The sequence below is a fragment of the Sorangium sp. So ce327 genome (assembly GCF_051530205.1).
In the GTDB taxonomy this organism is placed as follows: Bacteria; Myxococcota_A; Polyangia; order Polyangiales; family Polyangiaceae; genus Sorangium; species Sorangium cellulosum_B.
The window spans coordinates 5,667,266-5,692,338 of sequence record NZ_CP150330.1 but is presented as its reverse complement, the minus strand read 5'-3'; the positions used below and the strand labels follow the sequence as shown (position 1 = coordinate 5,692,338).

Here is a 25,073-nt window from a genome sequence, read left to right as displayed (position 1 = left end):
CAGCCCGCGCGGGCCTGTGGCGAGGCCTCCGGCGTCGATTGACCGCGCACGCCGGCGCAATGTCCGTGCGCCATGCCCGGCGAGGCCTCCCTCGCGCTGCGCCCCGTCTGCGAACGGGCTTCCCTCACGGCCGAGCCACCCCCGACCGCCGTGGCGCCATCGTGGAACCCGGTCCGGCCGAACCGCTCCCCTTCCAACTGCGCGCCGCTTGGACTACGTTGTCCGCCGGTGCGAAAGTGGGCGGACCCGATCGGGGGTTCGCCCTTGTTCCAGGGCCTATAGCTCAATCGGTCAGAGCCCCCGGCTCATAACCGGGCTGTTCCTGGTTCGAGTCCAGGTGGGCCCACGAAAGCCACGAAACAGAAGGAGACAAGGAAGCACGTGAGCATCCGCGAGCAGATCGCATTCCTCGAAGAGCTGTCGGCCATCGACAGCGAGATCCGCCGCATCGATGAGCAGCTCGACAAGCAGCGCGGCAGCCTGGAAGGGATGCGGTCGGACCTGAAGCGGCTGGAGGAGCGGCTGAAGGGCGATCGGGAGACCCTGGCGGCGATGGAGAAGACGCGCTCCGAGCTCGTCGTCGAGCTCCGCCAGATGTCGAGCCAGATCGAGCGCTCGCGGGAGAAGCTGCAGCGCTCCCGGAACGAGCGCGAGTCCAACGCGGCGCAGCGCGAGATCGAGGAGCTGCGCAAGCTGCACCGCGATCGCGAGGAAGAGATCGAGCGGCTGAACTCGGCCTCCGAGGGGGCGCGCTCGGCGATCGATGTGGCGGAGGCGAAGCGCGTCGAGCTGGCGGGGGCGATCGACGGCAGCGCGCCGGGGACGCAGGCGTCGCTGGCTGCGCTCGAGGCCGAGCGCGCCCAGCGCGCCGAGGCGCGCGAGCAGGTGGTCGGCAAGCTGCCGGTCGTCCTGTACCGCCGCTACGAGTCGATCCGGACGCGCAGGCCCGTCGCGATCGCCCGCACGTACGACGGCACATGCCTCGGCTGCCACCTGTCCGTGCCGCCGATGATGTTCCAGAAGATGCGCCGCCAGGATGAGTTCGAGCGGTGCCCGAACTGCAACCGGATCCTCTACTACATGCCGCCGGAGCCCGCGTCGGGCAGCACGCCGGCCGCGGACCCCTCCCGCGCCTGATCCCGGGTGCGGCTTGAAGACGTGCTCCGCCTGTTTCAGGCTCTTCTCGCACGACAGCGGCTTCTGTCCGGTCGACGGGCAGCGCCTCATCCCGGTCGCTGAGGTAGCGCCGCCGGTCCACCCGGAGGACAGGCGCGTCGGCGCGACCCTCTGCGGCGGGCGCTACCAGATCTGGCGGATCGTCGCCGACGGGGGCATGGGGCGCGTCTACCAGGCGCTCGATCTTCGGACCGGCCGCAGCGTCGCCCTGAAGATCCTCCACCCCGAGGTCGCGCTCGACGAGGTGAGCGTCGAGCGCTTTCACCGCGAGTTCGAGGTCAGCGCGTCGCTGCCCCACGAGCAGATCGTCGACGTGCTCGCCTTCGAGAAGACCGAGGACCACAGCTTCGCGCTGGTCATGGAGTACCTCGAGGGCGAGGAGCTGCGGACGGTCCTCAAGCGCGACAAGGTGCTGCCCCCCGAGCGCCTGGTGCGGATGCTGTCGCAGATCGCGCTCGGCCTCGAGGAGGCGCACAAGCGCAAGGTCGTGCACCGCGATCTCAAGCCGGACAACATCTTCCTGGTCGGCACGCACGACGGCGACAGGGTGAAGATCCTCGACTTCGGCAGCGTGCGCGACAACAGCGAGGGCGCGAAGAAGCTGACCGTCGTCGGCACGACGATCGGGTCGCCCTTCTACATGTCCCCCGAGCAGGCGCAGGGGCTGCTCGCGCTGGACCATCGCGCCGACGTCTGGTCGGTCGCGGCGATCGTGTTCGAGTGCGTCACGGGGCAGGTCCCGTTCCACGCGCCGACCGGTCCGATGATCCTCGTGGCCATCATGGGCAACAATCCGCTGCCTCCGAGCGTGGCGGGCAAGGCGTACGGGGCGCCGGCCTCGCTCGATCCGGTGATGGAGGAGGCCTTCATGAAGAGCCCGGAGGCGCGCCTGCCCTCCGTCGGCCTGCTCGCCGATCGCGTGGGCCAGGCGTACGGCCTCGCGGGGTCGCACCGCGACTGGGCGCACCTGCCGCAGAAGGAGCTCGCGGCCCGGATCCGCGCCGCGCTGCCGTCGGTCCTGGCCCGCCGGCCGCATGCCTCGGCGAGCGTGGGCGCGGTCCCCGCCGGCGCGAGCGGCGGGTCGAGCGCCGCCGCGGTCATCGCGCCCTCGCCGGACGCTTCCGAGACGTTCGCCGAGGACATCGTGATGGGCGTGCCACAGCGCTTGCCGCGGTGGGTCATCCCCGCGGTGGCCGGCGCGGCAGTCCTGCTCTGTGCGCTCGTCGCGCTGCTGATTTCGCGCTGACGGCGGCGCCGGGCCGTGCGCTCGTGCGACGTTGCGCCTTACGCGCCGCAGCGGCGGAGGCGGCGGCGTATGGCGCGCGCGCTCCGGTTCAGTGCGCCATCGTCCTGGGCGCCGGGGCCCCGCGTTCGCGCTGGCGCTGCCGCTGTGTTATTTGTGTTGACCATGAGCACTCATCCTTCAACTCGGACCGGCAAGCCCCTCTCCGCCGCGATGTGCCTGATCGCGCTCTCCGGGCTCCCCGTCCTCGGCTGTAGCCAGAGCGAAGCGGCGACCTCTCGCGGCGCCACCGAGGCGGCACCTGCGGCCCCACCCCAGGGCGGAAAATCGAAGGTCGAGGATGCGGTCTACACCCTCGAAATGAAGCCGACAGGAACGTACAAGGCCGGCCAGGAGGGGCTCGTGGAGGTGTCGCTCCTGTCCAAGGGCGATTACCACATCAACGACAAGTACCCGATCAAGTTCAAGGTCACCGAGGCGGCCGCCGAGGGCGTTTCGTACCCGAAGCCCTTGCTCAAGCGCGAGGACGGCGCGTTCGAGGAGACCAAGGGCCTCCTCAAGGTCCCGTTCGTGGCGGCCAAGAAGGGCAAGACCAAGGTGGCAGGCGTGCTCTCCTTCAGCATCTGCAGCGCCGCGAATTGTTTGATGCAGAAGCAGGAGCTCGAGGCGGTCGTCGACGTGCAGTAGGCGGAACGGTAAACTCAGCCTCACGTGAACAACGACACCTCCGGTTGCCGGGGGGGCCAGCCCAGCGAGGTCGGCCCCAGCCAGACGGTCCAAGGCAGTGCGGCTGAGCGGGCTCGAAAGGCCCTCTCCGAGCTCGATGCCATCGCCTCCTCGATGGCCAGGCGCTTCAACGAAGAGCAGCGGGTCCTCTCGTTCCAGCAGTACCTGGAGCTCTTCGCTTCCAATCCGGTCCGCTTCGGACGCGACGCGGCTCGCTACGTCCGCGACATGTTCGACCATTTCGGCACGCGGACGATCAAGAAGCCCTGGGGGGAGCTGACCCGGTTCCAGCTCTTCGATCTGCCGTGGGAGTTGCCCGCAGCCGAGCCCGCACAGCAGGGCGCGCCGGCCGCGGCCTCCTACCACGGGCGGGACTTCGCGCTGATCGGCCACGAAGAGCTGCAGTCCGAGGTCTACCGGGTGCTCTGCAACTTCGTGCGCGAGGGCAGGGCCAACAGGCTCGTCCTGATGCACGGGCCGAACGGCTCGGCGAAGAGCACGCTCGCCGCCTGCATCCTGCGCGCCCTGGAGCACTACTCGACCCTCGACGAGGGGGCCGTGTACCGCTTCCACTGGGTGTTCCCGAGCCGCAAGACGATGCGCGGCTCGATCGGCTTCGGCGGCGACGTGAAGGCGAGCGCCGCGGACGGCACGAGCTACGCCCACCTCGAGGACGATCAGATCGACGCCCGGCTCGTGATCGAGCTCAGGGATCACCCGCTGTTCCTGCTCCCGGTGCGAGAGCGGCGGGCGCTCATCCTGAAGCTCTACGAGGACGCCGGCGCGACGGAGCCGCCACCCGAGTGGCTGATGAGCGGCAAGCTGTCCCACAAGAACCAGCAGGTCTTCGAGGCGCTCCTCGTCGCGAGCGGCGGCTCGCTCGTCGAGACATTGCGGCACGTACAGGTCGAGCGGTACTTCATCTCCCGCCGCTACCGCGTCGGCGCCGTCACGATCGGCCCGGAGCTCTCGGTCGACGCCGGCGAGCGGCAGATCACGGCAGATCGCTCGCTCGCCTCGCTCCCGACCTCGCTTCAGGCGACGACGCTCTTCGAGGCGCACGGTGAGCTGATCGAGGCCGCCGGGGGCGTGCTCGAGTTCAGCGATCTCCTCAAGCGACCGCTCGACGCCTTCCGGTACCTCCAGCTCACGCTGGAGACGGGGGAGGTCAGCTTGCCGCAGCAGACGGTGCAGACGAACGTCGTGATGATCGGCAGCGCCAACGACGTGCACCTCAACGCCTTCCGGGAGCACCCGGAGTTCCCGAGCTTCCGCGGGCGCTTCGAGCTCCTGCGCGCGCCCTACCTCCGGAGCTACCCCGACGAGCAGGCGATCTACGACACGCAGATCGTCCCGTTCGTGACCCGCCACGTCGCCCCGCACGCGACGCGCGTCGCCGCGCAGTTCGCCGTGCTCACCCGCATGCGGCAGCCGGAGGCGAAGCGGTACCCCGACGCGCTCGCGCCGCTCGTCTCGAGCCTCACGGCCGTCGAGAAGATGGAGCTGTTCGCGACGGGCACGGCGCCGGAGCGGTTCGACGCCGAGGCGCAGAAGGTCCTGCGCGCGGGCATCGAGGCGATCTACCACGAGAGCGATGCGTCCGTGGACTTCGAGGGGCGCCTCGGCGTCTCGCCCCGTGAGGTGCGGACGCTCCTGCTCGACGCGGCGCAGAGCGAGGATCACGCTTGCCTCTCCCCGTTCGCGGTGCTCTCGGAGCTCGACGCGCTCTGCAAGCGGCAGGCGGAGTACGACTGGCTCAAGGAGAAGCAGCTCGCGGGTGGCTACCACGATCACCGGCTCTTCCGCGAGGTCGTGCGCACGCGCCTGCTCGACACGACCGAGGAGGAGATGCGGACGGCCAGCGGCCTCGTCGACGAGACGCGCTACGCCGAGCTGTTCGATCGGTACGTCTCCCACGTCGGCGTCTGGGTGAAGGGGGAGAAGATCAGGAACCCGCACACCGGCGACTTCGAGAACCCGGACGAGCGCATGATGCGCGAGGTGGAGGGGCTCCTCGGCGTCCGCACGAAGCACGACGATCACCGGCGCGGCCTGATCTCGGCCATCGCGGCGTGGGCCATCGACCACCCTGGCCAGAAGATCGTCAACGCGGTCGTGTTCCCGCAGCAGATCCGCAAGCTGCGGGAGGCGGTGTTCACGGAGCGGCGCAAGGGCGTGGCGCTCCTGGTTCGCGATCTCGTCGCGCTCCTCCGCGACGCGCAGAGCGACGGCAAGTCCGAGAAGGGCTGGGGCGAGCTGCGCGAGGAGGAGCGCAGGAACGCGACGCGCGCGCTCGAGCGGCTGCGCGGGATGGGCTACTGCGACCGCTGCGCGCTCGACGCCGCGAGCGCGCTGCTCCGCGCGCGCTTCGCGGAGCTCGTCACCTGAAGCGAAGCATGCTCATCGACTCGCACTGCCACGTCGATCCGCGTCATTTCCGCGAGGGAGCCGACGCCGTCCTCGACCGCGCGCGGGCCGCCGGCGTGGACGCGTTCGTGGTCGTCGGCGTCGACGCGGATCTCTCCGCGGCGCGCTTCGCCGCGGATCTCGCGGCGCGGCGCGCTGACGTGCACGCCGCGGTCGGCGTCCATCCGCACGATGCCTCCGCCTTGGACGACCGGATGCTCGCGGAGCTCGAGGTCCTCGCGCGCCGGCCCGAGGTCGTGGCCGTCGGCGAGATCGGCCTCGACTACCACTACCTGCACTCGCCGAAGGACACACAGCAGCGCGTCTTCGCCGACCTCGTCGCCCTCGCTCGGAGGGTGGAGAAGCCCATCGTCATCCACACGCGCGAGGCGCCGGAAGACACGCTCGCGATCCTGGAGCGCGCCCAGGCGAGCGACGTGGGCGGTATCATCCATTGCTTCTCCGAGGATCGCGCGTTCGCCGAGCGAGCGCTCGCGCTCGATTTCGACCTCTCGTTCTCGGGCATCGTGACCTTCAAGACCGCGCGCGCGATCCAGGAGGTCGCCGCCTGGGCTCCGGGGGATCGGATCCTGGTCGAGACGGACAGCCCTTACCTCGCGCCGGTGCCGTTCCGGGGGAAACGGTGCGAGCCAGGGCACGTGCTGCACACGGCGCGCTTCGTCGCGGAGCTCCGGGGCGAGCCCTTCGAGGCGCTGGCCGCGCGCACCGCTGAGAACACCCGCAGGCGGCTGCGGCTTCCGCGGGACGGCGCGCTCGCCGGCTGAGACGAGCGCGCGCGGTTCGCGCCTGTGGGCTCGCCCCAGGCACGTTTCGAGGCATAGTGACAGCACGATGGCGCAGAGGTCTCGCGACGGCCGCCGGATCGCATCCGCGTGGGCGCTCTCCGTCGCAGCCCACGCAGGGCTGGTGGGCGCAGGCGCGCTGGTCGTCGCAGGCTCGTTCTCGGGGCGAGAGGTAGCGCGCGCGCGGACGGTCGGATCGCCAGCCGCGATGAGCGCGCCGATCGAGATCGAGCTGCCCGTCGTCACGGACGGCACGCTCGACCGCGCGGCGGCGACCGCGTCCGAGCTGGGCGTCCGCGTTTCGCGCGGCGGAGGGGAAGACGCACCGCGGCCGGACACGGGGACGAGCGGGCGTGGAGGTACCGACGCGGCGGAGCTGCCTGCGTTGAACCTCGCCGACAGGGACGACGCGACCTTTCTGTCTCCAGAGATCCGCTCGCGCCTCGACAGGAGCCAGATCCAGCGCATCCGCTCGTCGTCCCAGCGGGCATCGCGCGAGGACTGGCGCGCCAGCCGGGAGCCCATGGAGCTCACGTTCCTCGCGGGGGGGCGGATCGGCCGTCGGGCCGAGCGACGCACGTCGGCCGAGCGCGATCCGTCGCTCGGGGCGCGCGATGGCGGCGCGCCCGAGCGTCGCGGCGGTGTGCTCGGCGCTGCGGCCCAGCCTGCAGGCATCGACGGCGCGACCGACGTGTCCGCTGCGCGCGACGCGACGCTTTCCCTGGGGGCGAGCCCGCGCGCCGCCGGCGGCGCCGTGGAGGGAGGCGAGCGCGCGTCGGCGGGGCTGGGCGTTCGCGACGGGCGGCCCGGCGAGGATCATCGCGAGAGCGCGGCGGTTCCGCTGGCGCGGCCGATGGTCGCGGTGGGCACGCCATCCGTCCCCGCGGACGCCGTGGGGCGCCCGAACGACACGGTGGACAGCGAGCAGGAGGTGGCGACGGCGATCCAGTCGCTCGTTCACGCCAGCTCGGCCGGAGGGGCGCGTGGGCTCGGGCCAGGCGGACAGGCAGGACCGGGCGCGACCGGCGCGGGCGGCGTGGCGGGCCGCGGTGCGCGCTCCAGCGCGCTCGGTTCAGGGCGCGGCCGGCTGCTCGACAACGATCCGCTCGATGGCAGGCGCAGCCACTACATGAGGCAGGTCATGGCCAAGCTGCATCCGCTGTGGGCCGACGCGTTTCCCAAGTGGGCCGCAGGCGAGGGGCTTCAGGGGACCGTGATCGTGACCTTCGTGATCCGCGCGGATGGGACCGTGGGGAGCGCGTCGGTGACGCGGCCGAGCGGCATCCCCGAGTTCGATGAGAACTGCCGGCGCGCGGTGCTGCGCGGTTCGCCGTACCCCCCGGTGCCGCCCGAGCTCGGCGAGAGCTTCCGTTGGTCGATGCCGTTCGAGGCGAGGAACCCCGCGGTCCTGCCGAAGCACCGACAGCGCGAACGGTGATCCCGAGCAAACTTTGGGGATGACTGCGATGACCGGGATGACCGGGATGACCGAGGAGGCGGAGATGAGCGCGACGATCACGCGTCGTAACGCGCACGACCTCGCTTGACAGAGTGGAGAGGGAGCGGTACTAGTCCGCCCTCACTTTTGCCGAAGTAGCTCAGCTGGCTAGAGCAGGCGTTTCATACGCGCCGGGTCGGGGGTTCGATTCCCTCCTTCGGCACCAGCAATGGTGACAGTCGGCCGCTGGCCTCCCTCGGAGGGCCAGCGGTGGCTGCGTGAACATCAAGGCCGCACGTGGACGAGGGTTCCTTCCTCGTCGTTGCTGTACACAGCGTGCCAGCCTTCGGGGAGCTCCGGCTCGGCCCACAGGAAGATGCGCCGCGCATCGATGGGCGTCAGCGCGATGTCGTGGAAGCCTTGCGCTTCGCCGACCCCGGCGGCCCAGTACATGCCGGTGATCGCCTGGCCCGGCGCGAGGTCCATCACCCACGGGGCGTCGGTGACGTCGAAGCTGTCGGCGACCTCGCGCGGATCGATGTTGCGCGTGACGTGCTTGCTCCGAACGCGGAAGGTGCCGCGCGCGGTGGACGCGGTCGATTCAGGGTCGCGCAGCTGGTCGCGTCCGGACGAGATCAGCGTGGCGTAGATGGGCTTCTGCCCCTCGTAGGCCGTCAGGGTCTGGTTCACCAGGCTGACGTCGAGCCAGCGCTGCGCGCCTTTGGCGAAGTCGGGGAGCTTGGTGCGACGCACGACGACGACAAGGTCCTGCGCGCGCAGCCAGAAGCCGTCGCGCGCCTCCTCGAAGCGGACGCCGTCCACCGTCCTGAACCTGCCCGTGAGCGGCACGCCCGTGTGGCGCTCGAGCTCCTCGTCGTTCTCATTCGCCTTACCGCGGCCGAGCGACCACGTGTGAACGTCGTAGCGATGGACGAACGCCACAGGCAGTCCGAGCTTCTCGACATCGAGGCCGTGCCACGGTGATCCGAGCGCGGCCTGGAGCCGGTCGGTCGGGATGAGCCGTCCCTCCGGCGTCACGCCGAACCTGCGTCCGTCGGTCGCTCCCGAGGTGAACGTGCGGGTGATCGCGACCCCGCTGCCTTTGCGCAGCGCCACCGTCTTCAGCGCCGCGCGCAGATCGACGCGGGCGCCGTCCTTTCCGCCGATGTCGATGCCGAGCGCGGCGACGGGCGGGAGCGGCGCGATCACGTCGGCGATCGGGAAGACGAAGTATCCGGCCTCGGTCCTGCGCCCGTCCTCGCCGATGCCGTCGCCTCTCGGCAGCAGCACCGGGGGCCCGGAGGAGACGCCGCGCGCGTCCAGCGGGACGTCGTTGGCTGACGCGCCGAGCTGCGCGTCGCTGCGCTGCACACGCTCGAGATGGCGATCGAGATCCGGCTCGGCGTGCTGCAGCTCCTCGCGGCTGGGCACCCCGAAATACACCGGGGCGCCCTGGGTTCGCGCGCGGCCATAGCGGTAGGGGAGGGGCCGCGATGTGTCGGGCAGAGCCGGCAGGAGCGCGAGCACGTCGGTGTTCAGCGTCGCGCCGTCGCCCGCGCAGACGAACCCGCGAGGGCGGATCGCATACCAACCGCCGCTGCACCCCGCGCGTCCGTACGGCTCCGAGGACCTCACGACGGCGGCGCCAGGATAGAGCTCGCCGAGCTTGCGTGCGCCCGCCTGCGGATGCGCGAGCACCGGCGTCCCTGCGCGAAGCGCGACCAGCTTGGGGCCGTCCGCTGGCAGCGCGGCGACCTCGATCGCGTCGTCGCTCGCCCCCTCCTTCGACAGCTCCACCGCCGCGCCTCCCGGCTTGCATCCGCACACGGTCAGCGCGACGAGCAAGGTTGCGAGCCGCCCATCGACGCGTCGCGAGCGGGGGCCGCGGTCGGGGCGCCGCGGCGCGCAGGGCAGCGGCGTCCGGAGGCGCGGAGGCGAGGCCGAGCGGGAGAGATCCGTCGGCAAGGAAGCGAGCGGCATCTGCCGACGCATGCCCGGTTCGCGCGCGCTGGGCCAAGTTCCGTGGCGTCGCCTGCGCATCGTCGGTGCGCTCGGCGCGCGTGTCGTGGGCGCGCGTCGTCGGCGCGCGTGCCGCCCGGCCGCTGGCGTGAAGCGAGCGTCGACGCCATGAGGTGCGCGTGCGCTTTCGCCCTGCGGTGGTGTTCCTCCTGCTCGCGCCGTATGCCCTCGTTTTCTATGCATTCCTGGTGTTACGCCGCGCCTCCGCGTCGCTCCGGCTGCGGCACCCGTGGCGCACGTGGGTGAGCCCGAACCTCCTGATCGGGGGGTTCCTTCTTCCAGGCGACGTGGTCGAGCTTCGTCGCCTCGGCGTCCGCGCCGTGATCAACGTGTCGCGCGAGCTGTACGATCCGGTGCTCGCGCTGCGCGCGGCGGGGGTCGAGTACCTGCGCGTCCCCTGCTGGGACATGTGCGCTCCCACGCTCGAGGAGGCCGCGCGCGGCGTGGCGTTCCTCGAGCGGCATATCGTCGCTGGCCACCGTGTCCACGTCCATTGCGCGAGCGGCGTGGGCAGGAGCGTCACGCTCGCGCTCTGCTACCTCGCCACCCGCGGCGGTATCGAGGTGGGCGAGGCGCTCGCCCTGATCGAGCGACGGCGCCCGCGCGTCGCGCTGCGCCCCGTGCAGCGCGCGTTCGTCGAGCGCTACGTCGCGTGGCACCATGCGCACGCGGAGGGCCGTGCGCGCGCGGCGCCGCCCATGATCACCTCCGGCGCAGGAGGGACTTCAGGCTGAAGAGCCCGAGCGCCGGCGCCGCAACGGCGAAGGCACCGCCGCACGCAGCGAGGATGAGCGCGGCACCCCACGGCGTCGCGGCCACCGCCTCGGGCAGCGCCGCCTTCAACGCGGCGCCGCAGCCGACCGATATCGCCGCGAGCAAGGCCACGCGGCCGATCCGGAGCTGATCCAGCCCGAGCCCGCCGATCTCGCGCCGCACGCGGTACCCGAGGGCGATCGCCTCGACCCACCCTGCGATGACGGCGCCGAGCACCACGCCGAGCACGTCGAGCCACTGCATCAGGAGGAGCGCGACGGCGGTGCTGACGACCACGCGATAGAGCGCGTAGCGGGCCGGGGTCCTCGTGTCCCCCAGCGCGAACGAGGCGGTGATCAGCACGCGCCCCGCGGCGTTCCCGAGCAGCGCGAGGCCGTAGGCGCACACGAGCGGCTCGACCCTCGCCGTCGATTCCTGGTCGAACGTCCCGGTCTGCAGCAGCAGCGTGATGAGCTCCCGCCCGAGCACCATGAACACGGCCGTGGCCGGCACGGTCAGCACCGTGATCCGCGCGAGCGACGCCCCGAGTCGGCGCGACAGCGCCTCGTTGCGCCGCGCAACGTCGGCTTCGGCCGTGTCGCGCGCCATCTCGGGCAACGCGACCGCGGCCTCGCCGACACCGAGGATGCTCATCGGCAGGAGGTAGACCGTCTGCGCGTAGCTGAAGGCCGCGTTCGCGCCGGCGCCGAGGAAGCTCACGAGGAGCGTGTCGACGAGCCCGGACACCTGGATGATCCCGCGGCCGAGCAGCGCGGCGGGCAGCTTGCTGCCGGCCTCTCGGACGCTCGGGTCGCTCGTGTCGAGGCGCGGCGTGAGCCTGCCGAGCAGCGAGCGCGCCGAGGGGAGCAACAGCGAGAGCTGCAGCGCCGCGCCCGCGAGCGCGCTCCACGCGAGCGCCTCGGCGAGCGGCTCCCCGCGCATGCCGAGCCACGCGCCGCACGCGAGCAGCCCCACGATCTGGGCGGCGCTCCACGCGACGGGCGCCGCATACGGGAGGAAGAACCGCCGGTGCGCGTTGAGCACGCCGAGCCCCCACGCGGACAGCACGAGCAGGCCGGTCATCGGGAAGATGATCCGGACGATCCGGGTCGTGCTGGCAAGCTTGTCGTCGTCGAAGCCCGCCGCGACCAGGAAGGACAGCCACGGCGCCGCGAGCACGCCGGCGAGCGACGCGACCGCGGCGGCGACGAGCAGGATCCCGAGGGCGGAGAGCGCGAAGTGCGCCGCGCGTCGCGCGTCGCCGGCCGCGCGGAGGCGCGCGTAGACGGGGATGAAGGTCGCGGAGAGCGTCCCCTCGCCGAGCAGGTTCTGGGTGATGTTCCCCGCGCGGAACGCCGCGGCGAGCACGTCGGCGAGCTCGGATGTCCCGAAGAAGTGCGCCGTCACCCGCTGGCGGAGCAGCCCGACGAGCCGCGAGAGGATGATCCCAGCGGTGACCATCGCCGACGAGCGCGCCGCGCTGGTCGCCTTCTCCTGCCCGGCCGCCGGCGGGCCTGCGCTGGTCGCCGGGGGCGCGCCCGGGGCTGCGCTCGCCGGCGTGGTCCCCGCCTGTAGGGCGGCGGGCGGATGGAGATCGGGCGGCACGGCGGCGCTTCTATCAGACCTCCCGCCCCCGGGCGACCTCGGCGCCGGCTGGCCGGCGCCTCAATCCCTGAGCCTCGCCGTGCCGAGCCGCTCCGCGTGCGCCAGCACCCGCCGGGCGATGGCCGGACCCTCGTCCCGGCGATCGAGGTGCCGCGGGATGAGCCCGCGTTCAGCGGCCTCCCACAGCTCCGGATGAGAGATCCCGGACTCGGTGCGCGAGCGCAGCCGCGAAAGGGAGATGTCCATCTCGGGCAGCAGGATCGGCTCCTGAGGATCGCGGAGGAGCGCCGGATCGATGCAGCATGAGAGATCGTTCGCGCCGGCGGAGCGCGCGTTCAGCGAGGGGAGATCGAAGCGCGCTTCCAGCGTGCGGATCACCGACGCGTGGTCGAGCACGGTGCTCACCGCGCAGCCCCTCCGGACGAACGGGCCTGCCACGAGCGACGGCACCCGGAACCCGAGCTGGGTGAACAGGGGGTCGTCGTCCGTGGTCGACGGCGGCGCGACGTGGTCGAAGAAGCCCCCGTGCTCGTCGTAGGTGATCACGAGGAGGCACTGGCCCCACTGGGGGCTCTTCGCCAGCGCGTTGTAGATGCTGGCGATGAGCACCTGCCCGAGCTGCACGTCGTGGTCCGGGTGATCGTCGTTCGCGGTGGCGCCGAAGAACTGGGGATCGATGACGGAGAACGAGGGGAGGATCCCCGCGGCCGCGTCCTCGAAGAAGCGCTCGATCCCGGAGACGCCCTTGAATTTGAAGTACGCACCCGAGCACCACGGGACGTCGTGGAAGTAGTTCCTGCTCGAGATCCCTGCGTCGCTCAGCAGCTCGAACACGCTCGTGAAGCCGGTGACCGGCACGTTCCTCGAGACGCCCCTCGACGTGGCGCCGTGCAGGTAGAACCGGTTCGGCCAGGTCGGGCCGAGCACCGAGGAGAACCAGCGCTCGCAGATCGTCGACGCGTCTGCGAGCGCGTAGAGGACCGGCAGATGCTCCCGCACGTGATAGCCCATGACGTCGCGCTGGTGCGGCCCTGCGTGCGCGATGACGAACCCGTCGTTCATCCCTTGATTCCACTGCGTGTGGGCAGCGTCCCAGCTGTGCGGCGGGTCGGCGGGCGTGAAATTGTCGAGCTGGAAGGGCGAGATCCGCGTCCCATCGAGCGCTCGGTTCGACTCTGTGCCTGTCAGACCGTCGATCTGCCGGCCTTCTTTCAGCAGCAGCGAGCCGAGATAGTGGTCGAAGGAGCGGTTCTCCATACAGAGAACGACGATGGTGTTGATGGGCGCCAGCAGCTCCGCCGGGCTCAGACCTCCCGTCTCCGCGCAGCGATCCGGAGCGCCGCCGGCCTCGCCACCTTCCGGCCGTCCTGCGCCGACCGCGCCTTCTGAGCCACCCGCACCGCCGGCTCCGTCGCTCTCGTCAGCGCTGCCCGCGCTCGGCGGGGCGTTGCCGAGCAACATCGCGCCCTCTGGGGTGCTGCATCCGAAGGCCGAGGCGCCGAGCGCAGCGCCGAGCCCGGTCAGCACATGGCGGCGGGTCAGAGGATCACGGGTCGAACCATTCCGTTTGTTCATCACGCACAGGATTCCCACGAACGCGGGTCCGAGGAAGGAGTTTTGGTTTCCTCCAGAAGGTGACGAATCGTCCGCTGCGTGATCGATGAAGCGGACGTAGCGGACGTAACCGAAGCTGATGTAACCGCTGTAATGGACATACCTGGTGTGATGGACATAACAAGCGCTACGGATGTGACAGACATGACGGATGTGACGGATGTGGCTGACGTGAACGTAAAGGGATCAGCCGATGAAGTTGAAGTAGCGGGAGCAACCGGCGTAACGGGCGTAACCGGCGTAACCGGCGTAACCGGCGTACCGGAGAAGACCATTCTTTTCGCGAGGTCAGCGGGGTGGTATGGGTAAAAAACGTGGGGGTCTACGTCCGCAAACTGCCACCTTCCGATGAGCTCCAATCCACTTCCACCTACTCCCGGCCGGCAAGCTACCGTCGCGAACGGCCGGCCGCTGCGGTTGTGCATCGTGGACATGAACAATGGCCACGTGAACCAGGCGATGCGCTGTCTACGCGGGCTCGCCGCGGGGTTCTTCGAACGCGTTCAGGCGCGCAATCCGGGCCTCTCCTGCGAGGTCGTCGAGGTGTCTCCCAGAGACACCAACGCACCCATCCCTACGGACTGCGATCTGTACCTCGCGTCAGGGGGGCCCGGCTCTCCCTTTGATGGGGAGGGCGAGCCCTGGACGTGGGATTTTGCGCGCTTCGTGGACGGCGTGGTCGAGTCGGCGATCCAGGGGGGCGCGCACCGGCGTGCTCTCTTTGCGATCTGCTACTCGTTCGAGCTCGTCGTCCATCACTACAAGCTGGCCGACGTCGTGCCCCGCGCCGATCGCAAGTTCGGCGTCATGCCGATCTACACGACGCCCGTCGGCCAGCAACACCCGCTGCTGGCGCCGTTTGGGGACCGTCTCTTCGCGTTCGAGCACCGCAACTGGGAGGCGGTGAACCTCGACGAGCGCCAGCTGAGCTCCCTCGGCGGCCAGCTCCTCGCCCGCGAGAGCCGTGACGGCATCTCCAAGGGGCGGGCGATCCTCGGGTTGCAGATCGCGCCCGGCGTCGAGGCGGTCCAGTTCCACCCGGAGGCGGATCGCGCCGGCGTCATGAGCTGGTTGGCGCGCCCTGAGCAGGCGGCTGCCTTCAAGGCGACCTATGGAGAAGTGACCTACCTTGCGATGCTGCGCACACTGGACGATCCTCGACGGCTTGCGCGCACCTACGCGCTCGTCATTCCGGGCTGGCTCGGGCGCTGCTTCAACGAGATCGCCGGTCCCCGCGGTTATGCGGAGCTCCCGTCGCTCGAGGACCTCCCGTGCTCTCGCTTCAGCGCACACTGCAGCACCGAGCCATCCGCGCGATCGCTCGCCTCTGACGAGCGCGTTGTGCGCGAGATCTGAGCAAAGCGCCGAGGCAGCCTGCAGAGGATGCGTCCGAGGGCTACACTGCAGAAACGGAAGAGAAAGGACTGGGATGTAGAGGCAGCAAAGGCAAAGGCAGCGAGGGAGGGGAGGAAGCGGAAGCGGAGGAAGCGGAGGAAGCGGAGGAAGCGGAGGAAGCAGAGACAACAAAGCTTGCCGCCGCAGCGCCGACGAAGTGCTGCTCGCGCCTTGCGCGCCGGGCAACCTCTGGCTTATGGTCATAGGATTACGGGACGAGCGCGAGCAGGGCTCGCGGGCCAACATTTGGAGCCGGAGGCTCCTCGGGCACGCATGAGAGAGAACGCATGAATCACTCGCGTCCGGCCGCTCCGACGAGTCTATCTTCGCCGGACGTCCGCGCGCCGGGCGCGTCTGAGGAAGGCCACGCTGGCGTCGACTTGCCTGTGGAGCCCAAGGGCGTACGGCCAGCCATGCCGCACGACGACCTCGGAGCACAGGAGGTCCAGGTTGAGTCGCAGCTGGGCGTGACGGACCCGATGGCCATGTCGCAGGTCCGTGATGCGTTGACGCAGCTGAGCCGCGAGCGCGGGACGCAGCCGAACGTGCTGCTCATCATCTACCACCGGCAAGGCGCCGAGACGGTGCGGCTGATCGAGGGGGTCGGCGTCGTCATCGGCCGCGATCCGAGCGCCGATGTCGCGATCCCCGAGCGCAGCCTGTCGCGACGCCACGCGCGCTTCACGTTCCAGCGCGGCGACGTGCTCATCCAGGATCTCGGCTCCACGAACGGCACCTTCCTGAGCGGGCAGCGCGTCGAGCACGGCGTCTTGAAGCCCGGCGACGAGGTGATGCTCGGCGAGATCACGGCGTCGCTGCGCGTGATCGCGAGCGCCGAGCTGCCGGTGCTGAACCTCGACGCGCTCGACGGGCGTCGCGGCGCCTCGGGGCGGAGAAAGATGCCGAGCATCGAGAACCTGGTGGGCGGACCCACGCCGGTGGGTGGGCTGCGCACGGTCGGCAACGAGGGACTCGTGATGCGCAGCCCCGCGATGCGCCCGGTGCTCGAGACCGCGATGCGCCTCGCGCGCTCGTCCGCGCCCGTGCTGCTCCAGGGCGAGACGGGGACCGGCAAGGACGTGCTCGCGCGGCTGATCCACGAGGCTGGCCCTCGCCACAAGATGCAGATGATCCGCGTCGGATGCAGCGGCGTGCCCGCCCAGCTCCTCGAGAGCACGCTCTTCGGTCACGAGGTCGACGCCTTCCCCGGCGCGGTCCACGCGCAAGAGGGCGTCTTCGAGACGTGCGCGGGCGGCACCCTGGTGCTCGATGAGGTCGGCGACCTCCCGCCCTCCTGCCAGGCCGCGCTGCTGCACGTCCTCGACACCGGTCGCATGGTCCCCGTCGGCTCGACCAAGGAGATCGAGGTGGACGTGCGGATCGTCGCGACCACGTACCGCGATCTCGAGGCGATGTGCGAGGCGGGCACGTTCCGTTCGGATCTGCTCTACCGGCTCAACGCGGCGCCGCTGCGCATCCCGCCGCTCTGCGAGCGGCGGGAGGACATCGGACCGCTGGCGCAGCGCTTCCTCCGGCAGGCGAGCGAGCTGCACCGCCGGAACGTGCGCTCGCTCGATCCGGAGACGCTCGCGCTCCTGGAGCAGTACCCCTGGCCGGGCAACGTACGCGAGCTGCGCAGCGCCATCGAGCGCGCCGTCGTCATCGCGCGGGGGCATGTCATCACCCCGCTCGACCTGCCGGAGAGCATCCACTCGCTCTCGGCGCCCAAACGCTCCACGCCGCCGCCCGATCGGACCCCCGTCGAACTCGCAGGGCCGCCCAGCTCCGCGCCGACGATCGGGCTCAAGGCGCAGATGGACCGTCTGGAGACGGAGATCATCCTCGATGCCCTCCGCGGCACCAACGGCAACCTGGCGATGGCCGCTCGGCGGCTCAGGATGCCGCTGCGCACGCTCCAGGAGAAGATCGCGAGCCACGGCCTGAAGCGCTCCGACTACCGGGACGGCCCGTCGTCGCGGTCGAAGTAGCGAAGCGCGCTAGCCTTCGTCCTCCAGCACCGCCAGGGCTGCATTGCGCCCGCACGCGCCGTGGACGCCGGCGCCGGGGTGCGCATAGGACGAGCCCAGATACAGACCGCGGAGCGGCGTGCGGTAGCGGAAATAGGGGAACACCGGCCGGAAGATGAGCTGGTGCCGGATGTCGGCCGAGCCTCCGCCGAGATCGCCGCCGATGAGGTTTGCATCCATCGCCTCGAGATCGTCCGGCGCCCAGATCGTCCGGGCGATGATCCTCTGCCGGAAGCCAGGGGCGAGCTCCTCGATACGCGCCTCGATGCGATCGGCGAAGCGCTCGCGCGAGCCCGCCCAGCCGCCCTCAATGGTGGAGGGGACGCGGGAGTAGGCCCACAGGGTGTGGCGGCCGGCCGGCGCGCGCGTCGGATCGACCAGCGACTGCTGCCCGATCACGAGATAGGGGTGCTCGGGGAGCGCCCCGGCGCGCACCTGCCGCGTGAAGGCCGAGAGGTCGTCGAGGCTGTCGCCCGCGTGCACGACCGCCGCGCGCGCGGCGTCCTCGTGGGACCACGGCGTCGGACCGTCGAGCGCCCAGTCCATCTTGAAGGTGCCGAACCCCTGGCGGAACCGGCGCATTGCGCGCTGCACCCGCTCGGGAACCAGCTCTGACGCGAGCAGGCGGAGGTAGAGCGTCGGCGCGGCGAGGTCGGCGACGATCGCGCGGCGGGCGCGGAGCTCCTGGCCGTCCTCGAGCCGGACCGCGACCGCCCGTCCCTCCCTGGCGATGATCTGGTCGACGCGGGCGCCGCAGCGGAGGGCGCCCCCGCGCTCCTCGACGCGCCTGAGCAAGGCGCTCGTGATCGCGCCGGCGCCGCCCTCGGGCACCGCGAAGCCGCCGCTCGAGGCGAGCACGGTGAGCATGAAGCCGACGATCGCTCCGCAGGGATCGTCCGGGCCTACGTCGGTGTGGAGCGCGAGCCCGGGGACAACGCGCCGGGCCGCCTCTGTCCGGAAGGTCCGCGTCGCGAAGCCACGTCCGCTCGAGAGGGCCACCTGCGCGAGGCGGAGCAGGTTGAGGGGCCCGAGCCGGAGCAGCGGCCCGAGGGCGGGCGGCGTGGACAGGAGCGCGTTCAGCAGCCGCTCGCGGGTGGCCGCGTGCCAGCCGGCGATCCGGCGCCACGCGGGGCCATCTTCGCCGAGCGACCGCGCCGTCGCCTCGACGTCCCGCGCGATCGAGGCGCACGTCCCGTCGGGCGCCGGGTGAGCGCTGTCGATCGGCGCGTGCCGCCACACGAGGCCGGCCCCCGGCAAATCGAGCGGCACCAGCGCCGGGCTCGTCTGCCCGAAGGGGAAGAACGCCGCGCCGAGATCGTGGCGGAACCCCGGGAGGGTCACCTCGCGCGTGCGGACCGCGCCGCCCGGCTCTCGCTCGGCTTCCAGCACGAGCACCGAGAAGCCCGCGCGGGCGAGGTACGCCGCCGCCGTGAGGCCGTTCGGTCCCGCGCCCACCACGATCGCATCAGGGTCTCCACTTTGCATCGTCGTCTGCGGCTCCTCAGCCCACGAGCTGCGCGCTTGCCATGGTGCGGTTCGAGGCGATCGCCTGGCCGCTCCGCCCCACCACGAGCACGCCGACGGCGAGCACGTCGGGGAACATCGCGACGCCGCGCTGCGCGGCCCGCGCGGGCGCCACGCCATCGGCGAGCCAGTCATAGACTGTCCGCGCGAGGAAGCGGCGCGCGATCTCCTCGCCGACGCCGGTCGCCGCCACGGCGCCGTGCGGGCCGGCGTAGATCCCTGCGCCCAGGAGCGGCACGTCCCCGACGCGGCCGCGGAGCGAGTAGGTCGATCCGCCCGTCGACGCCGCGGCGGCGAACCGGCCGTGCGTGTCGCGCACGACGGCGCCGACGGTGTCGCACTCGATCGGCTCGGCGTCGAAGTTCCAGAACCGCGTCGCCGTGAGCGCATGGAAGCGCGCCGCGTCGTTCGTGGTCTCGTCGTCTCCGCCCTCGCCGCGCAGCGCGGCGAGGGCGCGGGCGTGCTTCCGGCGGGCCTCCTCGGTGACCGGATCGTGGTCGGCGAACCCCAGCCGGCGAGCGAACGCCGTCGCGCCGGCGCCGGCGAGGAGCAGGTGCGGCGTCTCCGTCACCTTCGCGGCGACCAGGACGGGGTTCTTCACCCGCTCGATGCACGCCACCGCGCCGAACCGTCCGTCGCTGGCCATCACGGCCGCATCCATCTCGACCGTCCGCCCATCGAGGCGGAGGTTCGAGCCCGTCCCGGCGTTGAAGCGCGGGTCGTCCTCGAGGCGCACGGTCGCTCCGATCGCCGCCGCGAGCGCCTCTCCGCCCCCGTCGAGCGCGCGACGCGCCTCGTCGGCGGCCTTGGCGCAGCTCTCCGAGCCGCTCTGCGGCGCGGTCACCCCGCCGTGCGTGAGGATGACGTAGTTCACGTCGTTCTCCTGCGCGTACCACGACGGCGCGCCGCCGCGAAGGCAGCCTGGCGCGCGGCGGCCGGCGAGGCGAGCGGCATCGCTCCAGCCAGCGGGAGGGCGGCGCGGCTCCGGCGCTGGGACCGCTGCGCTCGACACCCTGCCGCGCTCCTGATACGTCGCGCGCTCAGCCCGGAGCGGGGCCGGCGCCAGCCGACCGTCCGCAGCGGGACGAAGGCGGCCCGGTCGAAGGCCGCCGGCCAAGCCGCCCATCGAGGAGAGCAGAGACCGTGGCCAAGAACGAAGCGCAGAAGACCGCCATTACGCCCACCCGCAACGAGGACTACCCGGAGTGGTACCAGCAGGTCGTGCGCGCGGCCGACCTCGCGGAGAGCTCCCCGGTCCGCGGCTGCATGGTCATCAAGCCGTGGGGCTACGCGATCTGGGAGAACATCCAGCGCGAGCTCGACAGCATGTTCAAGGCGACCGGGCACAAGAACGCGTACTTCCCGCTGTTCATCCCGAAGTCGTTCCTTGAAAAGGAAGCGGAGCACGTCGAGGGGTTCGCGAAGGAGTGCGCCGTGGTCACCCACCACCGGCTCGTCCCCGGCCCTGGCGGCGGGCTCATTCCCGACCCTCAGGCCCGGCTGGAGGAGCCGCTCATCGTGCGCCCCACGTCCGAGACGATCATCGGCGCGGCGTTCGCGAGCTGGGTGCAGAGCTACCGGGATCTCCCCTTGCTGATCAACCAGTGGGCGAACGTCGTGCGCTGGGAGCTCCGGACGCGCCTGTTCCTGCGGACGGCGGAGTTCCTGTGGCAGGAGGGGCACACGGCGCACGCGAGCGAGGCCGAGGCGCGCGAGGAGACGCTGCGCATGCTCGGGGTCTACGCGACGTTTGCGCGCGACTTCATGGCGATGCCCGTCCTCGAGGGGCCGAAGACGGCGAGCGAGCGCTTCCCCGGGGCGGTCGACACCTATGCGATCGAGGCGATGATGCAGGACCGGAAGGCCCTGCAGGCCGGGACGAGCCACTTCCTGGGGCAGAACTTCGCGAAGGCGAGCGGCATCAAGTTCCAGACCAAGGAGGAGACCGAAGAGCACGCCTGGACGACGTCCTGGGGCGTCTCGACGCGCCTCGTCGGCGGGCTGATCATGACCCACAGCGACGACGACGGCCTGGTGCTCCCGCCGCGCCTCGCGCCCGCGCACGTCGTGATCCTGCCCGTTTACCGGGGCGACGACACGCGCGCCAAGATCGACGAGTACATCGACGGGCTCGCGAAGGAGCTCCGGGCGCAGCGCTTCGGCGAGCGCCGCGTCGAGGTCGAGATCGATCGGCGGGACATCCGCGGCGGCGACAAGCAGTGGGAGTGGGTGAAGAAGGGCGTCCCCCTGCGCATCGAGATCGGGCCGCGCGACGTCGACGCCGGCGTGGCCATGGTGATGCGCAGGGACCGCTCGCCGAAGGACAAGTCGAGCATGGCGCGCGGGGAACTCGTGGGCCGCATCACGGAGATCCTTGGCGACATTCAGGCGACCCTCTACGCGCGCGCGCTCGCCGTGCGCGACGGCAACACGCACGTGATCAACAGCCGCGCAGATTTCGACGCGTTCTTCGCGTCGACCGGGGGCAAGGAGGCGCAAGGCGGGTTCGCGCTGGCGCACTGGTCCGGTGATCCGGAGATCGAGACGGCGGTGAAGGATGCGCACAAGGTGACCATCCGCTGCATCCCGACCGGGGGGTTCGAAGGGGCGCCGTGGGCCGACGCGCTGACGGGTGAAGGGCAGTGCATCTTCACCGGCAAGCCCAGCCCGCGGCGCGTGGTGTTCGCGAAGTCGTACTGAGCCGCGGCGGTTCACAGGGCGCGCGCCGACGCGTCGGCGCGTTCCCTCACCGAGAAGGCGCCGCGCGCTTCTCGCAGCAGCGTCGCCTCAACGGCGAAGGGCGGGGAGCACGTGCTCCGCCAGGATCGCGGGGAGCAGCCGCAGCTGCGCGCAGTGCTCCCCGGGGCCCGCTCCGGCGTAGCCGCGCACGTAGAGGCTGCCGCCGTCGTACATCCGGGTGAGCCGCAGCGCGTCTCCTGCCTCCGCAGCGCGGTCGCCCGGCGCGCCGGGCGCAGCGGAGGGGGCCTCGTCCCCGCTCGAGGTCACCGCGATGGGGGTGGCTCCCAGCTCGCGAAGAAGGAACGTGGCCGCCTCTTTCGTGGACGCGTAGCCGCTGGTCGGGATGTCGGTGTGCGTCAGGTAGAAGACCGGCGCGCCGCGCGCGGCGGCGTTGGCCAGCGCGACGTACGGGGCGAGCTGCCCCTGCGCGAGCGACGTCTGCCCCGGCATGTAGGAGCCATAGAGGGAGTCGAGCAGGATCAGCGCATCCACGTGGCTGCTCCCGCGCTCGATGATCCTGCCGATCGCGCCGGACCCAGCGCTCCAGGACGACAGCACCAGGCGGCGCACGCGCGCGCCCACGCTCCCGGATGCGCTCTCGACCTCGCGGTCGATCGCCTGGAGCAGCGCGTCCCAGCTGCCGCCCTCGATCGCGCGCGCGTATTCGCTCGAGCGGGTCCCCACGTCGACCCCGGCGATGACCAGATCCATGCCCCTGGGAGCCAGCACCTTCCGGACAGGCTCGGCGCCGTGGAAGTGGATCAGAAGATCGTAGCCGCCATCCGAGCGAATCGCGTGCGCCGGCGGGACGAGGAGCTTCCCCAGCGGAAGCGGGCGCCATCGCTCGTAGACGCCGAACCCTTGGTCGGCAAAGCCGCACCCCGCTTGCGCTTCGTGCTGATCAAGCGCCGCGCGTTCGGGCTCACCGCCCCTGGGCAGGGGCGACGGTTCCGCGGGCGCGCTCGCCTGCGCCGGGGTCGGCGAGGCGCTGGACGTTCGGCTCCGCCGCAACAGCAGGGCGCCGCCCACGACGCCCAGGCTTGCTGCCAGGAGGAGCGCGTCGCGGAGCTGCCGCGCCCTGCGGCCGCTCAGAACCCGGGGTTGGTCACGGTCGGTACCCACTTCGTCGAGGGACGCTTGCCCGGGGTTGTTCTGCGCGCGCTGGGGGCGCTCGATCCTGCAGCCGTCGCGCTCGGCGTCGCGGCGGCCGTTGTGCCTTTGGCCGTCGGGTCCGGAGCGCTCGCCCCGCGCTCCTCCGGGTCGCTCGCCTCGGGGGCGGACCGAGCGCCCACGCCGCCGTGGTCGGCCAGGAGCGAGGGCGCGCCGTCCGGCCTCGGCGTTGCGCCCGTCGTGGCTTCGGTCGCCGCCGGGCCGGCGCCGTGGGCGTGCACCGTGAGCTCCTCGGACATGCTCTGCTGCGGCGCGGGCCGCCGGATCCACATCACCCCGGCGCCCAGCAACGTGATGAGCGCGAGCGCAGCGGCTGCCACCCGCGTCCCCGCGCGGCGGCGCGCCGCCGGGACCTCGATAGGGCCCAGCTGAGTGTCCTGGCCAGGCGAGCTCGGGATCAGCGACTCGGATGGCAGCGATGGCAGCGCCGGTCGCGAGGGCGCGGGGGTTCTCCGGCGGGGCGCGGGGAGCTGGGCGCTCGGGTGACCAGGAGGGAGCTGCGTGAAGAAGAGCTCGCTGATGCTGTCGCGCACGAGCATCACCTCGGGCGGGTGGGAGGCGCGCTCGTCGAGCATGCGGACCGTGTCGCGCAGCGCTGCGCGCCGGCGCTGGTTGCGCTCTCCCAGGAGCCCGCGCACGAACGCCCCGACGTCGTGGTCCGTCACCGTCGGCTCCTTGGCCAGCACGGCCTCCAGGGCGCTCTCCAGCTCGAGCATCGTCTGGTATCGCCGCTCCGGCTCCTTCTGCAGGCACTTCATCAGGACCTGGTCCAGCTCGGGCGGGAAATCCGGGTTCTTCAGGCGAGGCGAGAGCGCCGGTCGCGAGGTGATGTACTTGAGCGTGAGGAGGTCGTTCTCTGCGGCGAAGGGGTGCTCTCCCGTCGTCAGCTTGTAGAGCACGATCCCCATCGCGAAGACGTCGGTGCGCCGATCGACCCGCTCGCCTCGCGCCTGCTCCGGGGACATGTACGGCACCTTGCCCTTGATCTGTCCCGCGGTCGTGTCGTTGTGCGTGCGGTTGGTGGCCTTGGCGACCCCGAAGTCCACGAGCTTCACGTGGCCGTCGTACGTCACGAGGATGTTCTGGGGCGACACGTCGCGGTGCACGAGCCCGAGCAGCTGGTCGTCGTTCTGCGGGTCCCGGAGCTCGTGCGCGGCGTGCAAGCCGAGGCAAGCGCGGCCGAGGACGCGGAGCGCGATGCGCAGCGGGATGGCCACGCCGCTCTTGTTCGCCGCCTTCGCGATGACCGACAGCGCCTCGCCGTCGACCCACTCCATCACGATGTAGAGGACGTCGTCCTGCTCGCCGAGGTCGAGGATCTCGGCGACGTTCGGGTGATGGATCCCCGAGGCGAGCCTCGCCTCCTCGAGGAACATCTTCTCGAACTGGGGATCATCCGAGAGCGACGGCAGCATCGTCTTGATGGCGACCGTCTTCTGGAAGCCACGACGACCCTTGTGGCGCGCGGCCCACACCGTAGCCATTCCCCCCTGCGCGATGGGCAGGAGGAGCTCGTAGTGCCCGAGCTCCTTTCCCGGCAACAGCTGGGGTTGGGGGATCATGACGTCGTGCGGCGCGCTCCTGACCGATACGCGTGGACCTCGGAAGCTCGATCAAGTCTAGCCATCCGGACCCTGCGGTCACGATATGTGGTACTGATTACAAATTTTCCCAGCGGAGCTCCTCGCCGCGGGAGGGGATCACGCGCCGGGCGGGACCGCCTGTCCCCAGAGCTGCTGGTAGATCTCGCTCAGCTTCTTGTGGGTCTCGGCCGAGAAGCCGTTGGTCGCGTAAGGCCAGCGGAAGCCGTCTCCCATGGCCTGGTTGCACGAGAAGGAGATGAGCAGGTCGACAGGCGTGGGGTTGTTCGGCCGCACCATCGAGATGCCCAGGCCGGGATAGAAGCAGTTGCCGCGATCCGCGGTGAAGCTGTCCTCGTCGCCGAAGACGTCGAGGATCTGGTCCGTGAGCTCCGCGTCGGCGTCGCTGGTCGTGAGCTGACGCTGCTGGAGGATGACGAAGTTCTTGAAGCGCGGCTGCGCGGGCAGGACCGGCGTGCTGGCGGTCTGCCCCGGGATGAGGTTGGGCGGGATGAGCCCGGGCAGCGCCTGCTGCAGCCCCTGAAGGGCTGCCTGCCCCATCTGCTGGAGCTCGGGCGGGATGCCCGGGATGAGGGTGGGGGCCCCGGTCGTCGCTACGGGCGTCGGGGCCAGCTCCTGCCCCTGGAGGCGGAGGACCGTGATCTGCGCCTTGTCCATCTCGTCGAACGGCGCCGTACGGGCCGCGCAACCGAAGACGAGGGGGGCCAGCAAGGCGATGCCTGCGAATGTTCGGGTGGTGAGGTTCATGTTCACTTTGACGGTCGTCTAGCACGGCTATGCGCCGGAAGGTGAACAGCGACCGCACACGGCAGGCGCTCGGACCAGCGCCGCCCC

The 25,073-nt window shown here is 71.1% G+C and carries 19 protein-coding genes and 2 tRNA genes; 13 read left to right on the top strand and 8 right to left on the bottom strand.

Features of this window, described 5'->3' with window-relative positions; genetic code table 11:
- Positions 1 to 272 precede the first annotated feature (272 nt).
- From WME95_RS21355 to WME95_RS21320, 8 genes are all read left to right on the top strand, one after another.
- Positions 273 to 346, top strand: a tRNA-Ile gene (locus WME95_RS21355).
- Positions 347 to 381: 35 nt separating this feature from the next.
- Positions 382 to 1,137, top strand: coding sequence for a zinc ribbon domain-containing protein (locus WME95_RS21350; protein WP_437554222.1), 756 nt, complete (start codon positions 382 to 384; stop codon positions 1,135 to 1,137).
- A gap of 13 nt (positions 1,138 to 1,150) precedes the next feature.
- Positions 1,151 to 2,422, top strand: coding sequence for a serine/threonine-protein kinase (locus WME95_RS21345; RefSeq protein ID WP_437910302.1), 1,272 nt, complete (start codon positions 1,151 to 1,153; stop codon positions 2,420 to 2,422).
- 162 nt (positions 2,423 to 2,584) lie between these two features.
- Complete coding sequence (locus WME95_RS21340) at positions 2,585 to 3,106, top strand: hypothetical protein (RefSeq protein ID WP_437718717.1); 522 nt, start codon at positions 2,585 to 2,587, stop codon at positions 3,104 to 3,106.
- 153 nt (positions 3,107 to 3,259) lie between these two features.
- Entirely contained in the window at positions 3,260 to 5,533 is a 2,274-nt protein-coding gene (locus WME95_RS21335; protein WP_437554216.1) for a PrkA family serine protein kinase, read from the top strand.
- An 8-nt stretch (positions 5,534 to 5,541) separates the two neighbouring features.
- Positions 5,542 to 6,336 (top strand): TatD family hydrolase, encoded by a 795-nt coding sequence (locus WME95_RS21330; RefSeq protein ID WP_437910300.1) that lies wholly within the window; start codon positions 5,542 to 5,544, stop codon positions 6,334 to 6,336.
- 226 nt (positions 6,337 to 6,562) lie between these two features.
- A complete protein-coding gene (locus WME95_RS21325) occupies positions 6,563 to 7,792 on the top strand; it encodes a TonB family protein (RefSeq protein ID WP_437910298.1) in 1,230 nt (409 codons plus the stop codon).
- A gap of 149 nt (positions 7,793 to 7,941) precedes the next feature.
- Positions 7,942 to 8,018: transfer RNA gene (locus WME95_RS21320), tRNA-Met, on the top strand.
- A gap of 59 nt (positions 8,019 to 8,077) precedes the next feature.
- Here WME95_RS21320 and WME95_RS21315 read toward each other — a convergent pair.
- Positions 8,078 to 9,637: a L,D-transpeptidase gene (locus WME95_RS21315; RefSeq protein WP_437910296.1), complete on the bottom strand. Its 1,560-nt coding sequence runs from the start codon at positions 9,635 to 9,637 to the stop codon at positions 8,078 to 8,080.
- Between the two features lie 293 nt (positions 9,638 to 9,930).
- Here WME95_RS21315 and WME95_RS21310 point away from each other — a divergent pair, with 293 nt between their 5' ends.
- On the top strand, positions 9,931 to 10,545 hold the full coding sequence (locus tag WME95_RS21310) for a protein-tyrosine phosphatase family protein (protein WP_437910294.1): 615 nt from the start codon (positions 9,931 to 9,933) through the stop codon (positions 10,543 to 10,545).
- On the opposite strand, the gene murJ is transcribed toward WME95_RS21310, so the two are convergent.
- Both murJ and WME95_RS21300 read right to left on the bottom strand, forming a co-directional pair.
- Positions 10,514 to 12,169, bottom strand: a complete 1,656-nt coding sequence (gene murJ / locus WME95_RS21305) for a murein biosynthesis integral membrane protein MurJ (protein ID WP_437910292.1) — start codon at positions 12,167 to 12,169, stop codon at positions 10,514 to 10,516. The genes WME95_RS21310 and murJ overlap by 32 nt on opposite strands.
- Positions 12,170 to 12,229: 60 nt before the next feature.
- Positions 12,230 to 13,744, bottom strand: a complete 1,515-nt coding sequence (locus WME95_RS21300) for an alkaline phosphatase family protein (protein ID WP_437910290.1) — start codon at positions 13,742 to 13,744, stop codon at positions 12,230 to 12,232.
- A 78-nt stretch (positions 13,745 to 13,822) separates the two neighbouring features.
- On the opposite strand from WME95_RS21300, the gene WME95_RS21295 reads away from it, so the two are divergent.
- From WME95_RS21295 to WME95_RS21285, 3 genes are all read left to right on the top strand, one after another.
- Complete coding sequence (locus tag WME95_RS21295) at positions 13,823 to 14,092, top strand: hypothetical protein (protein WP_437910288.1); 270 nt, start codon at positions 13,823 to 13,825, stop codon at positions 14,090 to 14,092.
- Positions 14,093 to 14,215: 123 nt separating this feature from the next.
- A complete protein-coding gene (locus tag WME95_RS21290; RefSeq protein WP_437910286.1) occupies positions 14,216 to 15,139 on the top strand; it encodes a hypothetical protein in 924 nt (307 codons plus the stop codon).
- Between the two features lie 326 nt (positions 15,140 to 15,465).
- Entirely contained in the window at positions 15,466 to 17,166 is a 1,701-nt protein-coding gene (locus WME95_RS21285) for a sigma 54-interacting transcriptional regulator (protein ID WP_437910284.1), read from the top strand.
- A gap of 9 nt (positions 17,167 to 17,175) precedes the next feature.
- On the opposite strand, the gene WME95_RS21280 is transcribed toward WME95_RS21285, so the two are convergent.
- Complete coding sequence (locus tag WME95_RS21280; RefSeq protein ID WP_437910282.1) at positions 17,176 to 18,690, bottom strand: phytoene desaturase family protein; 1,515 nt, start codon at positions 18,688 to 18,690, stop codon at positions 17,176 to 17,178.
- A gap of 16 nt (positions 18,691 to 18,706) precedes the next feature.
- Complete coding sequence (locus WME95_RS21275; protein ID WP_437910280.1) at positions 18,707 to 19,603, bottom strand: isoaspartyl peptidase/L-asparaginase; 897 nt, start codon at positions 19,601 to 19,603, stop codon at positions 18,707 to 18,709.
- 269 nt (positions 19,604 to 19,872) lie between these two features.
- Between WME95_RS21275 and proS the strand changes: the two genes are divergently transcribed.
- Positions 19,873 to 21,429 carry a proline--tRNA ligase gene (gene proS, locus WME95_RS21270; protein WP_437910279.1) on the top strand — a complete coding sequence of 519 codons (1,557 nt, stop codon included), beginning with the start codon at positions 19,873 to 19,875 and terminating at the stop codon, positions 21,427 to 21,429.
- An 87-nt stretch (positions 21,430 to 21,516) separates the two neighbouring features.
- Here proS and WME95_RS21265 read toward each other — a convergent pair whose 3' ends face one another.
- The 3 genes from WME95_RS21265 to WME95_RS21255 form a co-directional block, all read right to left on the bottom strand.
- On the bottom strand, positions 21,517 to 22,497 hold the full coding sequence (locus tag WME95_RS21265; protein WP_437910277.1) for a hypothetical protein: 981 nt from the start codon (positions 22,495 to 22,497) through the stop codon (positions 21,517 to 21,519).
- A gap of 59 nt (positions 22,498 to 22,556) precedes the next feature.
- Positions 22,557 to 24,200 carry a serine/threonine protein kinase gene (locus WME95_RS21260; protein ID WP_437910275.1) on the bottom strand — a complete coding sequence of 548 codons (1,644 nt, stop codon included), beginning with the start codon at positions 24,198 to 24,200 and terminating at the stop codon, positions 22,557 to 22,559.
- A gap of 138 nt (positions 24,201 to 24,338) precedes the next feature.
- Entirely contained in the window at positions 24,339 to 24,986 is a 648-nt protein-coding gene (locus WME95_RS21255; protein ID WP_437554190.1) for a hypothetical protein, read from the bottom strand.
- Between the last annotated feature and the right edge of the window lie 87 nt (positions 24,987 to 25,073).

Excerpts from the sequence above, each read along its gene's own strand:
- WME95_RS21285 (WP_437910284.1), top strand. The coding sequence starts at position 15,466 with ATGAATCACTCGCGTCCGGCCGCTCCGACGAGTCTATCTTCGCCGGAC.
- WME95_RS21290 (WP_437910286.1), top strand. The coding sequence starts at position 14,216 with ATGAACAATGGCCACGTGAACCAGGCGATGCGCTGTCTACGCGGGCTC.
- WME95_RS21280 (WP_437910282.1), bottom strand. The coding sequence starts at position 18,690 with ATGCAAAGTGGAGACCCTGATGCGATCGTGGTGGGCGCGGGACCGAAC.
- WME95_RS21330 (WP_437910300.1), top strand. The coding sequence starts at position 5,542 with ATGCTCATCGACTCGCACTGCCACGTCGATCCGCGTCATTTCCGCGAG.
- WME95_RS21335 (WP_437554216.1), top strand. The coding sequence starts at position 3,260 with ATGGCCAGGCGCTTCAACGAAGAGCAGCGGGTCCTCTCGTTCCAGCAG.
- WME95_RS21340 (WP_437718717.1), top strand. The coding sequence starts at position 2,585 with ATGAGCACTCATCCTTCAACTCGGACCGGCAAGCCCCTCTCCGCCGCG.
- WME95_RS21260 (WP_437910275.1), bottom strand. The coding sequence starts at position 24,200 with ATGATCCCCCAACCCCAGCTGTTGCCGGGAAAGGAGCTCGGGCACTAC.
- WME95_RS21255 (WP_437554190.1), bottom strand. The coding sequence starts at position 24,986 with ATGAACCTCACCACCCGAACATTCGCAGGCATCGCCTTGCTGGCCCCC.
- WME95_RS21325 (WP_437910298.1), top strand. The coding sequence starts at position 6,563 with ATGAGCGCGCCGATCGAGATCGAGCTGCCCGTCGTCACGGACGGCACG.
- WME95_RS21300 (WP_437910290.1), bottom strand. The coding sequence starts at position 13,744 with ATGAACAAACGGAATGGTTCGACCCGTGATCCTCTGACCCGCCGCCAT.